This window comes from Bradyrhizobium sp. CCBAU 25360, assembly GCF_028128695.1.
Lineage (GTDB): Bacteria > Pseudomonadota > Alphaproteobacteria > Rhizobiales > Xanthobacteraceae > Bradyrhizobium > Bradyrhizobium ottawaense.
This window is the reverse complement of the sequence record NZ_LBJA01000040.1, coordinates 128,157-142,167: the sequence shown is the minus strand read 5'-3', so window position 1 is coordinate 142,167 and position 14,011 is coordinate 128,157. Positions and strand designations below refer to the sequence as shown.

The 14,011-nt window shown below is 65.2% G+C and carries 11 protein-coding genes; 4 read left to right on the top strand and 7 right to left on the bottom strand.

Annotated elements, in window-relative coordinates; translation table 11 throughout:
* Nucleotides 1-226: 226 nt before the first annotated feature.
* Together XH81_RS20135 and XH81_RS20130 are read left to right on the top strand one after the other, a co-directional pair.
* Nucleotides 227-1,288: a helix-turn-helix domain-containing protein gene (locus tag XH81_RS20135; RefSeq protein ID WP_028139533.1), complete on the top strand. Its 1,062-nt coding sequence runs from the start codon at nucleotides 227-229 to the stop codon at nucleotides 1,286-1,288.
* A 146-nt stretch (nucleotides 1,289-1,434) separates the two neighbouring features.
* Nucleotides 1,435-2,862 carry a serine hydrolase domain-containing protein gene (locus XH81_RS20130; protein WP_028139534.1) on the top strand — a complete coding sequence of 476 codons (1,428 nt, stop codon included), beginning with the start codon at nucleotides 1,435-1,437 and terminating at the stop codon, nucleotides 2,860-2,862.
* A gap of 7 nt (nucleotides 2,863-2,869) precedes the next feature.
* On the opposite strand, the gene XH81_RS20125 is transcribed toward XH81_RS20130, so the two are convergent.
* Nucleotides 2,870-4,237, bottom strand: a complete 1,368-nt coding sequence (locus XH81_RS20125) for an MmgE/PrpD family protein (RefSeq protein ID WP_028139535.1) — start codon at nucleotides 4,235-4,237, stop codon at nucleotides 2,870-2,872.
* A 118-nt stretch (nucleotides 4,238-4,355) separates the two neighbouring features.
* Here XH81_RS20125 and XH81_RS20120 point away from each other — a divergent pair, with 118 nt between their 5' ends.
* Together XH81_RS20120 and XH81_RS20115 are read left to right on the top strand one after the other, a co-directional pair.
* Nucleotides 4,356-5,471: an FUSC family protein gene (locus tag XH81_RS20120; RefSeq protein WP_028139536.1), complete on the top strand. Its 1,116-nt coding sequence runs from the start codon at nucleotides 4,356-4,358 to the stop codon at nucleotides 5,469-5,471.
* 306 nt (nucleotides 5,472-5,777) lie between these two features.
* Entirely contained in the window at nucleotides 5,778-6,272 is a 495-nt protein-coding gene (locus XH81_RS20115) for a septal ring lytic transglycosylase RlpA family protein (RefSeq protein WP_028139537.1), read from the top strand.
* A gap of 36 nt (nucleotides 6,273-6,308) precedes the next feature.
* Here XH81_RS20115 and XH81_RS20110 read toward each other — a convergent pair whose 3' ends face one another.
* From XH81_RS20110 to XH81_RS20085, 6 genes are all read right to left on the bottom strand, one after another.
* On the bottom strand, nucleotides 6,309-6,797 hold the full coding sequence (locus XH81_RS20110) for a DUF2867 domain-containing protein (protein WP_028139538.1): 489 nt from the start codon (nucleotides 6,795-6,797) through the stop codon (nucleotides 6,309-6,311).
* On the bottom strand, nucleotides 6,794-8,188 hold the full coding sequence (locus tag XH81_RS20105) for an MATE family efflux transporter (RefSeq protein WP_028139539.1): 1,395 nt from the start codon (nucleotides 8,186-8,188) through the stop codon (nucleotides 6,794-6,796). The genes XH81_RS20110 and XH81_RS20105 overlap by 4 nt, the downstream gene beginning before the upstream one ends.
* Nucleotides 8,189-8,418: 230 nt before the next feature.
* Complete coding sequence (murA, locus tag XH81_RS20100; protein WP_028139540.1) at nucleotides 8,419-9,714, bottom strand: UDP-N-acetylglucosamine 1-carboxyvinyltransferase; 1,296 nt, start codon at nucleotides 9,712-9,714, stop codon at nucleotides 8,419-8,421.
* Between the two features lie 140 nt (nucleotides 9,715-9,854).
* Nucleotides 9,855-10,322, bottom strand: a complete 468-nt coding sequence (locus XH81_RS20095) for a hypothetical protein (RefSeq protein WP_028139541.1) — start codon at nucleotides 10,320-10,322, stop codon at nucleotides 9,855-9,857.
* 196 nt (nucleotides 10,323-10,518) lie between these two features.
* Nucleotides 10,519-12,954 (bottom strand): DNA topoisomerase (ATP-hydrolyzing) subunit B, encoded by a 2,436-nt coding sequence (gene gyrB, locus XH81_RS20090; RefSeq protein ID WP_028139542.1) that lies wholly within the window; start codon nucleotides 12,952-12,954, stop codon nucleotides 10,519-10,521.
* Nucleotides 12,955-13,237: 283 nt separating this feature from the next.
* Entirely contained in the window at nucleotides 13,238-13,981 is a 744-nt protein-coding gene (locus tag XH81_RS20085; protein ID WP_028139543.1) for a hypothetical protein, read from the bottom strand.
* Nucleotides 13,982-14,011 lie beyond the last annotated feature (30 nt).

Below are 14,011 nucleotides of genomic sequence, written 5' to 3'. Positions count from 1 at the left end.
CGTACTCCGCGGTCGGCGATGACAGGCCGTAGGGTGGGCAAAGGAGCAAAGCGCCGTGCCCACCGGCTTTCTCCGATCGAGAAGAAGTGGTGGGCACGCTTCGCTTTGCTCACCCTACGATCCGTGAAGCCGGGCGATGACGGTTGTGAACGCGGATGGTCCTTGAAAAAACGGACGCAACGAACGATGTTCGTCCGACTTCAACTGCGACCGATCGCATCACCTGATGAGCCTTGCCGCCATCGACCTCGCCTTTCGCGCCGCCAGCGTCGCTCTGCTACTGATGCTGGTGGCGTCGCTGCTACACGACTTTCGCAACGTGCTGGCAGCCCGCCTCGGTGCCGCCTTCGCGCTCAGCTCGGCCGCGCATGCGGTGAGCTATTCGGTGGATGTCACGTCGCGGGTCCCGCTCTGGCATGCACCGCTGATCGCGTTGTCGACTGGCACCATCGTAGTGTTCTGGCTGTTCACGCGCTCCCTGTTCGACGACGAGTTTCACCTCCGCTGGTGGCACGGATGGGTCTGGGCGCTGGTGACGGCCTTCAGCTTCGCAGGCTGCGTCTGGATTGCGCCCAGCGGCCATGTGCGCTTCTCGGTGACGGTGGTCAATCTGATCGTGCTCGGCTTCATCGCCCTTGCGGTCGGGCAGATGATCGCCTCCTGGCCGGCTGACCTGGTCGAGCGCCGCCGCAGCGCTCGTGTCTTCGTCGTCTGTGCAACCGCGCTCTATGGCGGGCTGAACGCGGTGCTCCAGATCGCCGTCGTCGGCCACCACGTCGGCGATGTCGCCGAAACCGTCAATGCCGGCGCGCTCGCCTGCACCGTCGCGGCGATCGTCTATGCCATGATGCGCATCGATGGGGCGGATCTGTTTCCGGCCGCGGTGGCGCCCGCCCCGCCGGTTGTTTTCAGTCAGCCTGCGGCCGATGAATCCGCCGATCAAAAACTCATCGACGCCCTGATGCGACTGATGGCGGGCGAGCGGATCTATCGTCAGGAGAATATCACCATCGGCGTGCTGGCGGGCCGGCTGAAAATTCCGGAATACCGGCTGCGCCGGCTGATCAACCAGCGGCTCGGTTATCGCAACTTCAATGTGTTCCTGAACAATCACCGGATCGAGGAGGCCAAGGCTGCGCTCGCCGATGCCACCCAGGCCGAGGTTCCCGTCATCACCATCGCGATGGACGCCGGCTTCCAGTCGCTGGGTCCGTTCAACCGCGCCTTCAAGGCCGTGACTGGGGTGACGCCGACGGAATATCGGCGGCTGAAGGTGAATGCGGCCTAGATTTTCAGACCTTTGAAATCACGTAAGAATTCCGAAATCGACTAGCCTCGGTCACTTTCGACGAGGTCGTTTTCCAAATCCGGCGAGCGCGTATCGCCTGCATCCGGCCTGCTCTCCCGCACTCGTCCCAAAGCCGGAGAAAGCCCGTGACTCGCCGCCGCAAGATCATTCTCCTCACCACCACCATCGCCTGTGCCGGCCTCGCGCTCGGCGCCGCACGCGCCCGCGACGTGCCGAAGGTTGCGACCGGCTTTATCGCTCACACGCTCTGCTCGGAGACCTTCGTCTCCGGCCTCGATCTCATGCGCGACCTCGCCGAGACCACCGACGCGATGCCGGGCGCGGGTCTGCTCACCTGGGCGATGGATCTTCGGGTCGATCGCACGCGCAAGGATGTCACGGTGTCCCTGTTCGGAATCGGCCGCAGCCATGCCGTCTATCGCGAGGGACTTGGTTGCACGCTCGAGCACGGGCAGGGGATCGCCGATGTCGCGTTGCCGCCTGACGACCAGCAGCCCGCGCTGCTCCCCGAGATCGCCGGCCCGGGGATCGTGCCGCCGCAGAGCGAGGGCCTGGCAGCTGCGCTCGACCGCGCCTTTGCCGAGCCCACGCAGCCGCCTTATCGCCGCACCCGCGCGATCGTTGTCATGAAGGCCGGCCGCATCATCGCCGAGCGCTATGCCGACGGCATCGGGCCGGACACGCAACTGCTCGGTTTCTCCATGACGAAGTCGGTGATGTCAGCGCTGACAGGCATTCTGGTGCGCCAGGGCAAGTTGAAGCTCGGCGGCCCCGCGCCCATCGCCGCCTGGCAAAATCTGGATGATCCGCGTCATCCCATCACCGTCGATCAATTGCTGCGTCACACCGCGGGCATTGCGCTCGGAAGCTCGCTGGAGGCCTCGCTCGGCTCCGCGCTGGAACCGGTCAACACCATGAAATACGCCGAAGACGATATGGCCAGCTTTGCCGAGCGCGCGCCGCTTGCAACCGCGCCGGGCACGGCGTGGAATTATCACGACGGCAACTTCCTCATCCTCGCGCATCTGCTGCGTGATGCCGCCGGCGGCAAGCCCGCCGATGCGCTCCGCTTCGCACGCCGCGAATTGTTCGCGCCACTCGGCATGGTCAACGTCACGCTTCAGCTCGACGCGTCAGGCACGATCGAGGGATCCGGCGAAATGCTGGCCTCCGCGCGCGACTGGGCGCGCTTCGGCCAGCTCTATCTCAACGACGGCATAGCCGGCGGCAAGCGTATCCTGCCCGAGGGCTGGGTGAATTACTCCGCGTCAGCCACGCCGCATGCCTGGGTCGGCATCGGCGCCGGCTTCTGGACCAACCAGGGCGACAGCATTGGTGCAAAGTTTCGCATCACACACGGCTGGCCGCGCGATGCCTTCTTCGCCAAGGGCACGATCGGGCAGTACGCGATCATGATCCCGTCGGAGAAGTTGGTGATCGTGCGGCTCGGTCGCTCGCCGAACGGGCCGCTGGGGGCGGATGGCGTGTTCGATCTCGTGCGTGATGTGATTGCGGCAACGCGCGAGAAGGGGAAGCTGGCGGGGACGAACTAGGCGGCTGTTATCGCCCCAGCTCCGTCGCCTTGGCCACACGGTCGAAACGCTCCAGCGTCATGATCGCATCCGCGAATTTTTCCGCGCGCGCGTTGAGCACGGGGCGCGCGAGCGTCAGGAATTTCTGCTGCATCGCCTGCGCGTCCGGGAACGAATTCGGCTCGCCGGACGGATCCGCATAGAGCCGCTCATGCACGCCATCGTCCGTCGTGATGCTGACGCGGGCGCCGAACGGATGGGTGCGGCCGATCTCGAGCCGGTCGTCCTGCACCACGTCGAACTTGTCGGCGAGCGCGTCGATGGCGGCGTCGCCAAGGCGGCCATAATCGTCCCAGCCGAACGAACCCTGGTCGAGCGCGAGCGCGCCGGTGAAGAACATCGAGAACTGGCCGCCGACGATCGAGGTCGGATGACGCTTGGTGGCGGCATCGCCGGTCAGTGTGATGCCGTTGCGATGCAGGCCGATCTCGACGCGCTTGACCTGGTCGGGCGTCAGATTGTGCTCGCGACGCATCGCGATCAGCGCGTCGATCGCGGCATGGGTGTAGCGGCAGCTCGGATACGGTTTGACGCCGATCTTCATGGTCTCGTAGGTCTTGCCGAGCTCGGCGACCGCCTTGTCCGGATGCGCATCGTCGGTGTAGCCGGCGAGCAGGCCGTGCTTGCCCTCGACCGATTCGGTCGCGCCGACGAAATCGTTGCGCGCCAGCGTCGCGGCGATCACGCCATTCATCGCGGCGGCGCCGACCTGGTAGCGCTTGTTCCAGGCGCCGTTGACCAGGAATTGCAGCGAGCCGGCGGCCTGGCTGCCGGAGACACCGAAGGCGGCGATGAGCTGCTGCTCGGAGAGGCCGAACAGTTTTCCGGCCGCCGCGGCCGCACCATAGGTGCCGGCAGTCGCGGTCGGGTGGAAGCCGCGCGCATAATGCGAGGTCGGATCGAGCGCGTTGCCGAGCCGGCAGCAGACCTCATAACCCGCGACGATCGCGGTCAGCACGTCGCGGCCCGAAGCGCCGACCATCTCGCCGATGGCGAAGGCAGCCGGAACGACCGGCGCGCTCGGATGCAGCGAGGAATCGGCGTGGGTGTCGTCGAAATCGAGGGAATGGCCGAGCGCGCCGTTGAGCAGCGCCGCGATCGCGGGCGTCCAGGTCTTGGAGTCGCCGAACACGGTGGATTCGCCCTTGGTGTCGAGCGCCAGCGCCTCCAGCATTTTCAGCATCGACGGGGTCGATTCCGCCTCGCGCCTGGCCCGGATCGCGCTGCCGAGGAAGTCCAGCGTCAGCACCTTGGCGCGATCCAGCACCTCGGCCGGAATATCCTGGTATTCCAGGTTGAAGACGTAGGCGGCGAGCGTTGCGGTTTCGTGGGCCATCGTGTTTCCTCGTTTTGGCGCGCAAGTTAGGCGGGCTGATTTGGCCTTTCAAGCGGCCTTGGGGCCGCGGGCATCAGCCATGCTTTTGCTTGGCCTGAGAAGATTGGGACGTCTGACCATGGCATTCGCAGGACAGGTGTGGGAGCGGATCAGGTCGCGGCGGACGCAACTGGGATTGGCGATCAGGGTCACGGTCGCCGCGACCGCGGCCTATGCGCTCGCCACCGCGCTGCATCTGCTATTGCCGCTCTGGGCGGTGCTGACCTCACTGATCGTGACCCAGATGAGCGTCGGCCGCTCGCTGAAGGCGACGCGCGACTACATGCTCGGCACCATCGGCGGTGCCATCTATGGCGGCGCCATCGCGATCCTGATTCCTTATTCCAGCGAAGCGGGCCTGCTGGGTCTCCTGGTGCTGTCGGTCGCGCCGCTCGCCTTCATCGCCGCGATCAATCCGAGCCTCAGCGCCGCCACCGTGACCGCCGTGATCGTGCTCCTGGTTCCGACCATGCATCATTCCGATCCCATGACGTCGGCGATCGACCGTGTCAGCGAGGTCGCGGTCGGCGCCATCACGGGATTGCTGGTCTCGTTCCTGGTGCTGCCCTCGCGCGCGGTACGGCAGATCCGTGCCAGCGCCGCGATCCTGCTCGAGCTGATCGCCGATGCCTTCACCGAGCTGCTCGCGGGCCTCACCCGCGGCCGCGACAACGACGCGCTGCACCGGATCCAGGACGGGATCGGCACCGCGATGGTTGGTCTCAATGCCATCGGCACTGAAGCCGAGCGCGAGCGCGCGGCGCGGCTGTCGAGCGGTCCGGACACCGGGCCGCTGCTGCGAACGGTCCTGCGATTGCGTCATGACGTCGTGATGATTGGCCGCGCCACCGTGGTGCCGTTGCCGATCGAGGTGCAGACGCGGCTCGCAGCACCCCTGACGGAAGTCTCGACCGTGATCGCGCGCTTCCTGCGGTCGGCCGCAGCGGCCTTGCGCGAAGGAGCCGGCGCGCCGCCGATCCATCCGGTCCACGTCGCGCTTCAGCACTACGCCGAAGCGGTTGCCGCCGTGCGCCACGACGGCCTGATCCGCGGCCATGCCAGCGACACTGCCGAGCGCTTCTTCGCACTCGGTTTCTCACTTGAGCAGATGCATCAGAATCTGTGCGACCTCGACCGCGTCGTCGGCGAATGGTCGGAGGTCTCGGACGACAGGACCGCGCGCGTTGCGGAGTGAGTTCGGCGTGTCCTCGTAAACGTCGGCTTTCGACAGCAATGCGCACGTCGCGCGGCTTGGCTGATCGGCTGCCTGAGACGCTGCACGCGCCAGGTTCCATCGGGTCATGCTGCTGACGCAATCTCTGTCTTAGTCAGTGTGAAGCTAAAACACTACGTGAGGACCACTCCGGTTCCCACGACGGTTCCGTAGCCAGGGGTTGGCTCGAATCCGCAAAACGATTGGCGCAAGTTCATGAACGCTTCTGCGTTCGCTTGACCACGTTTGCGGTTCTGGAACCGGACAATCTAAAAAATCACAGGACTTATGATGCTATTCCGCTCGAGCGTCGCAATTTGCGGCGCCCTGGTTGCGCTCGCCTTCTCTGTTGCCGTTGCTCGAAGTGAAACACGTGGGGATCACTCAAGTGACGTCGTCGATGCCGCCTCCGGCGATGCGATCGTTGGCGCGGCGTCCACGTACAATCCGTTCAAGCCCGGCAAGGAGGAGGGCGGTCCGAAGACAGCCACCGGCGAGCGTTATGATCCCTCTGCCTGGACGGCTGCCATCAAGACGAGCTTGCGTCGCAAATTCGGCGGGGTTCAATTTGGCGCGAGGCCGAAATATGCCCTCGTCGAAGCCGTGGGCAAGAAGGTCATCGTCAAGATAAATGACGTGGGGCCACTGAGACCTGGCCGCATCATTGACCTCAATGAGCGGACGATGCGCCATTTCGATCCAAGCATGGACCTCGGGGTCATTCCCGATGTGAGAGTGAGTCCGCTTGCAGGGGACAATTGGACCCCGGGGCCGGTGGGCTGAACGCGGGCGGTGTTCGTCAATGTCGGCCCGGACGGTTCATCGCGCCGGCTCCATGATCCCTGTCATCATGCTGCGAACCACGAGCTTGTGGAAGGGCATGATGAGCGTGAGGTAGGTCCGGCCAAGCAGATTGTGTGTCCGCACCAGCGTGGTCGATGTGACCTGTCGGCCCGCGGCGTCGCCGGCTACGTCGACGACGATGCGGAAGTCGAGATGATAATCGTCGAAACCCGCGACCAGCCGCTCCGGCGTTTCGTCGACCACCGGAAAGAGGCCGATCAATCCGTGCGGCGCCGGTGCGCCTTCGCCCGACGTCTTCAGCCCGAACGGCGTCACAAGAATGTTGCGCAGGCGCAGCAGCACGTCGATCCAGCGCGGCCCGTGCAGCACCATCCGGGTGCAGGCCTCGCGGGCATTCACCGTCGCTGCGCCGATCTCGACGCGAAACGCGTCGACGAATTGCGCGCCTGCCAGCAGCGTGTTGGCATCGACCTCAGGCGTGACTTCGCGGACGGCTCCGTTCATCCCGCCAGTCTGCGCGTCAGCACCCGGAAGCGCAAGATCAAGAGCCCGGCATAGACGAATGTCCCGAGCGAAAATCCGACCCAGACACCGACCGCGCCGAGCCCCGCGTTGAAGGCCAGCACCCAGGCGATGGGAAAGGCGATGCCCCAATAGCCGATTGCCGCGAACAGCAGTGTCATTCTCGTATCGTTGATGCCGCGTAGCGCGCCACCCATGATGGTCTGCAGACCATCGGCGATGAAGAAGGTGGCGCCGACCAGCAGCAGCGTCGCGGTCAGCTCGATGGTGGCCGCGCTCGCCTCACCGCTGCCGAAGAACAGCCGGCCCAACTGGTAGCGGCCGAGGATGATGGCGATCGTCAGGGCGGAGACCAACGCCATGCCGAGCAAGGCGGCGACGAGCCCGGCGCGCTTCACCGCCGCCGGCTCGCCGCGGCCGAAGGCGTGGCCGACCCGCACGGTGGCCGCCATGCCGATGCCGAGCGGCACCATGAACAGCACGGCGGTGATCTGCAGCGCGATCTGATGCGCGGCAATCGCGGCGGTCGAGATCAACCCCATCAGCAGCGCTGCCGAGGAGAACAGGCCATATTCCAGCAGCAGCGAAAACGAGATCGGTGCGCCGATCGCGATCAGCTGACGCATCAGCGGCCAATCGATCCGCCACAGGCGGGCAAGCGGGCGGTAGTCCGAAAACGGCTTGCGCAGCCCTGCGATCGCGAGCACGGCGACGAACGTGCCGAGGTTGACGATCGTGGTCGCAAGTCCGGCGCCGAACAGGCCGAGCTCCGGCAGGCCGAACAGGCCGTGGATCAGCGCATAGACCAGCGCGGCATTGACCGGGATCGCCGCGAGCGTGATCCAGAGCGGCGGCTGCGGCCGGTTCACCGCGCTCATCATGCTGCGCAACGCGATGAAGCCGAGCGCCGGCGCGATGCCCCAGGCCAGGCCGTTGAGATAGCGCTGGGCCAGCGCGGCCGACTGCGGCGCCTGTCCGAGCGCGAGCAGGATCCGCTCGCCATAGAGCGGCGAGGCCATCATCGGCAGCGAGATCAGCAGCGCGACCCACAGGCCGACGCGCAAGGAGCGGCGGATCAGCCTGACATCTCCGGCGCCAAACGCCTGCGCCGCCAGCGGCGACACCGCAGCCATCAATCCGAGCCCGAAGGTGAAGCTAACGAAATAGACGGTGTGCGCCAGCGCCGCCGCGGCCACCGCATCCTCGCCAAGCCGCCCGATCAGCGCGAGATCGGTCGTGATCATCGCGATCTGCCCGAGCTGCGTCAGCATCATCGGCACGGCCAGCCGCAGCGTCTCGACGAACTCTTCGGCGAGATGGTTCTGCGGCACGCCGGCTTGCGGCTGCGAATGATGTTGGACGGTGTCGAGCATGGCGGCTCATTAGCACGGCCGCGCGACGAAAACATGGCCCGTGAGCGAGATGAGTGAGGGGCTCTATCCGCTAGCTCGGAATCGTAGGGTGGGCAAAGGCGCATTAGCGCCGTGCCCACGACCTATCAAATATTGCAACGGAAGCCGTGGGCACGCTTCGCTTTGCCCACCCTACGATACTGGGCGCTTCGCATCACCTTCTGCCACAAGGCAGAAGGAAGAAAGCAACCTCAGCCCTTCCGCTCCGGCACGCGCTTGATCTTTGCGCCCAGCGCGTTCAGCCGTTCCTCGATGCGCTCGTAGCCGCGCTCGATCTGGTCGGCGTTGTTGATGGTAGAGGTGCCCTGGGCGCACACGGCGGCCAGCAGCATCGCCATGCCGGCGCGGATGTCGGGTGAGGTCATGGTCGCGCCGTGCAGGCGGCTGGGCCCTGCGATGATGGCGCGGTGCGGGTCGCACAGCACGATGCGCGCGCCCATCGCGATCAGCTTGTCGACGAAGAACATCCTGGATTCGAACATCTTCTCGAACATCAGGATCACGCCCTCGCATTGCGTGGCGGTGACGATCGCGATCGACATCAGGTCGGCCGGAAAGGCCGGCCAGGGCTGGTCCTCCAGCTTCGGCACGTGGCCGCCGAAATCGTCCTGGATCTTCAGTGTCTGGTTCGACGGCACGATCAGGTCGTCGCCCTCGACCCGGCAGACGATGCCGAGCCGCTCGAAACCCATGCGGATCGAGCGCAGATGCTCGACGCCGGCGCGCGTGATGCGAAGCGGCGAGCGCGTCACGGCGGCAAGCCCGATCAGCGAGCCGACCTCGATATGGTCGGGCTGGATCCGATAGGTCGCTTCTCCCAGCGTTGCCGGCCCATGAATGATCATGGTGTTGGTGCCGATGCCCTCGATCTTCGCGCCAAGCGCGACCAGGAAATTGGCGAGGTCCTGCACATGGGGCTCGGAGGCCGCGTTGCGCAAATGGGTGACGCCGTCGGCGGCGACCGCCGCCACCAGCGCGTTCTCCGTCGCGGTGACGCTCGGCTCGTCCAGGAACACGTCCGCGCCGGCAAGCTTGGGCGCGCGGAATTCGAGCCGGTCGGTCGCGGTGACCTTGGCGCCCAACTGCTCCAGCGCCAGCACATGGGTGTCCAGCCGGCGGCGGCCGATGACGTCGCCGCCGGGCGGCGGCAGCATCACCTCGCCGCAGCGCGCGAGCAGGGGGCCGGCGAGCAGGATCGAGGCGCGGATGCGCACGCAGAGCTCAGGGTCGAGATCGGCGGCGCGGATGCTCTTGGCATGGATGTGAAGCGTGTTGCGCCCGGTCCATTCCGCCGCCGCGCCGACCGAGCGGATCAGTTCGACCAGCGTCTCGGTGTCGCGGATCCGCGGCACGTTCTCCAGCGTCACCGGATGCTCGGTGAGCAGGGCGGCGGCGATGATCGGCAGCGCTGAATTCTTGTTGCCGGATGGCTCGATCGAGCCCGAGAGCCGGTGACCGCCCTCGACGATATATTGGATGGGCGCCACGTCGGTTTTCTCCGTCCTGTTGCGTAGGGGCGGGCTGCTTCGGGAGCGGAAACTACCGAGAATTGAGCAGGGTAGCAATTCTGCACTTGTCGCGGCGGAAGGCCGCGCGTTGGCCTGAATGGGCCCACCGTATCCGGCGTTTAGAACAAGCCGATGATATTGGCCACCACATAAAGGATGACGATCAGCATCAGCACGCCCATCGCCAGGAAGGAGATTTCGACGGCAATGGCGCCGGCCCCAAGTGCGGCCGCGACGCCTGCCAGGAGCCTCTCTTCGCGAAACACGAGGGCGAGGACCGAGAGCAGGATGGCAAGCAGACCGAGTGAGATCGCCGCGATCGAGGACGCCTCCCTCAATTGGCTCCCGGTCGACTTCTCCCGCGGCGGGGCCTGGTACTCGACGCCCTTGACGCGCGCGATCAGGCGATCCTTCAGGCGATGGCCGGTGTCGACAATCACCTTGTCCGCCGGCGGTGGCGGGTAAATCGCAGGTATGACCCAATGCGGCAATACGGCCGCGATCAGCGCCAGCACGCCGATGATGCTGCCGATCACCCCGAGGCGGCGGGAGGGGAGGGCGGAACTGGTTGTTGCAGAGGCGGTCATGGCACGACACTTCCCGGCCGGAACCGGCCAACGGGATCATGCCACTTCGTCGCGACGGCGGGTGGTGAGGTTCAGGGTGCTGGGATTAGTCTAGCCGTCATGCCCGGGCTTGTCCGGGGCATCCACGTTCTTTGGCGGGGTAAGACGTGGATGGCCGGGACAAGCCCGGCCACGACGCTGTGGAAGCAGCGAGCCCTCAGATGTCGATCGTCGCGCTCAGCGAATGTTCCTGGATGAAGTCGCGGCGCGGCTCGACCACGTCGCCCATCAGCTTGGTGAAGATGTCGTCGGCCTCGTCGACCTCCTTGACCTTCACCTGCAGTAGCGAGCGCACGTCGGTGTCGAGCGTCGTCTCCCAGAGCTGCTCCGGGTTCATCTCGCCGAGACCTTTGTAGCGCTGCAGTGAGATGCCCTTGCGGCCGGCCTCGGTCACCGCCTCGAACAGGTCGACCGGGCCATGGACCATGTGCTCGGTATCCTTGCGCCGCAGCTTGCCGGAGCGGGCGTAGACGTCCTGTAGCTTCGTTGTGTACTCGTCGAGCTTGCGGGCTTCGGCCGACCCCAGGAACGCATCGTCGATCACAGCGGCTTCCTTGACGCCGCGCACGGTGCGCTCGAACTGGAAGCCCTGGCCTTCCACATATTGCCCGATCCAGCCGCGCTCGACCTCTTCGGCCTGATTGTCCAGCCGGCTCGCGATGTATTGTGCGGCGGCCGCAGCGTTCTCGGGATTGCCGTAGATCGACTTGTTCAGCACGCCGGTGATGGCGGCCTGCTCGATCACCTTGCGGTTATAGCGGCTGTGCAGATTGCGCAGGATGCTGCGGACCACGCGGGCGTCGTCGACCAGCGCGCGCAGATCGCGGCCGGACCGGTCGCCGCCGGTGCCGGGGATGTACACGCAGTCGTCGAGGCCGGCGTCGATCAGATAGTCCTCCAGCGCCCTCTCGTCCTTCAGATATTGCTCGGACTTGCCGCGTGAGACCTTATAGAGCGGCGGCTGGGCGATATAGAGATAGCCGCCGTCGATGATGTCGCGCATCTGCCGGTAGAAGAAGGTCAGCAGCAGCGTGCGGATGTGGGCGCCGTCGACGTCGGCGTCCGTCATCACGATGATCTTGTGATAGCGCAGCTTCTCGATCGAGAACTCGTCGCTGATGCCGGTGCCGAGCGCGGTGATCAGCGTGCCGATCTGTTCCGACGACAGCATCTTGTCGGGGCGTACGCGTTCGACGTTGAGGATCTTGCCGCGCAGCGGCAGCACCGCCTGGAATTCGCGGTTGCGGCCCTGCTTGGCGCTGCCGCCTGCCGAGTCACCCTCGACGATGAAGAGTTCGGATTTGGCCGGATCCTTCTCCTGGCAGTCGGCGAGCTTGCCGGGCAGCGAGGAGACCGAGAGCGGGCTCTTGCGCGTCAATTCGCGCGCCTTTCGCGCAGCCTCACGCGCGGCGGCGGCCTGGATCACCTTGCCGACGATCATCTTGGCTTCGCTCGGATGCTCCTCGAACCAGGCCTGGAGCGCCTCGTTGAGCACGTTCTCGACCACGGGGCGCACTTCCGAGGACACCAGCTTGTCCTTGGTCTGCGACGAAAATTTCGGATCGGGCACCTTCACCGACAGCACGGCGGTGAGGCCTTCGCGGCAATCGTCGCCGGTCAGCGCGATCTTTTCCTTTTTCGCATTGGCCTCGGCATAGCCGTTGACCTGGCGCGTCAGCGCGCCGCGGAAGCCGGCGAGATGGGTGCCGCCGTCCCGCTGCGGGATGTTGTTGGTGAAGCACAGCACGTTCTCGTGGTAGCTGTCGTTCCACCACAAGGCCGCCTCGACGCCAATGCCGTTGGCTTCCGCGCGCACCATGATCGGCGCAGGCACGATCGCCTTCTTGTTGCGGTCGAGATATTTGACGAATTCCTCGACGCCGCCGGAATAGTGCATCTCCTCGCGCTTCTCCACTGCGTGACGCATGTCGGAGAGGGCGATGTTGACGCCGGAATTGAGAAAGGCGAGCTCGCGCAGCCGATGCTCGAGCGTGGCGAAATCATATTCGATGTTCTTGAAGGTCTCGCCCGAAGCGAGGAACGTCACTTCGGTGCCGCGTTTGCCCGGCGCGTCGCCGACCACCACCAGCGGTGCGACGGCATCGCCATGGGCGAACTCGATGTAGTGCTCCTTGTTGTCGCGCCAGATTCGCAAGCCAAGCTTGCTCGACAGCGCGTTGACGACGGAGACGCCGACGCCGTGCAGGCCGCCGGAGACCTTGTAGGAGTTCTGGTCGAACTTTCCGCCGGCGTGCAGCTGGGTCATGATGACCTCGGCCGCCGAGATTCCTTCGCCCTTGTGGATGTCGACGGGAATGCCGCGGCCGTCGTCGCGCACGGTGACGGAATTGTCGGCATTGAGCACGACGTCGACGCGCGTGGCGTGGCCCGCCAGCGCTTCGTCGATCGCGTTGTCGACGACTTCGTAGACCATGTGGTGCAGGCCCGAGCCGTCGTCGGTGTCGCCGATATACATGCCCGGGCGCTTGCGAACGGCATCGAGACCCTTGAGCACGCGGATCGATTCCGCGCCGTAATCGCTCGGATTGGAGGGCTCGTTTTCGGCAGGTGTCTGCCGAGCAGGTTCTGTCATGAGAGGCCTTCGAGATGTCGCCCGAATCAGCCGCGCAAAAGGCGCTGATTTGCGAGCTATTTGTGCCATGAAAGAGAGATTGCGCCTAGCGCAAAGTATCTTCCGGCAACCCTTTGACTAAATGGGGTTTTTGGGCCGGTTTTCAAGGTGTTCGAAGGCCGATTCTGGGGCTCGCGAAAAGCCCGATTCGAGACCCCCTTTTTAGCCTTCAAAGGCGTGGATTTTGCGGGGTCGCAGCGACCTGTTCCGACGTGCTGTGGCGCCCGGGAACAGGTCTGTGGGGTCAGTAGATCTGATCCGGCTTCCTGTCGTCGTCACCCAACTGGAGGGACCAGGTCTCGCCTGCGGCCACGGTGATGGTATCGGTGCGCAACGTATGGCCCGACACGACCAGCTGGTAGGAATACGTGCCGGGCGGCAGATCCAGCGTTTGTGGGTGATTTTCGCCGCCCGCGATCTTGATGGTCTGATCGTTGATCGCGAGCGAAGCCACGCCGGGCGCAAGATAGCCGAAGATCAGCCGCGCTCGTCCTGGCATCGGCAGGAAATTGGCCTTGGCCACGGCCTCCGTATTCCGCTGCACCAGCTCGACAATGGTCTCGTCCTTCGCACGGCCAAGTTTCAATGTTGCCGGGCCCTTCGGGGAGACGAAGGCGAGCTTAGCGTGATCGGCGGCAACCACAGTGCCGTCAGGCTTTTCCTCCCAGCCGCGCTTTGCGAGCTCCGTGCGGTAGAAGGCGAGCACAGCAGTGAGCGGGGCCTGCACATGGGCTTCGAGTCCGACCCGCAGCGGGATTTCGATGCCGGTCGCATGGGTGGTGTTGGAGCTGGAGGAGCTGTGTTGCTTCGGCACTGGCATGTCGGCGTCGGGATCCGCCGGCGTGAGTGCAGCCGAAGTGTGCGGTGATAGATGCGGTATCCATCCGCCGGCATTTGCGGCGATCAGGCCGCCCGCGAGGAGGGCGAGACCGCACAGCGGCAGCAACCAGCGTGCCGGACCTCTCATCACAGGCTTTATTGTCGTCATGTTCGTTCCCGGCATCAGGGGCCCGGTAGA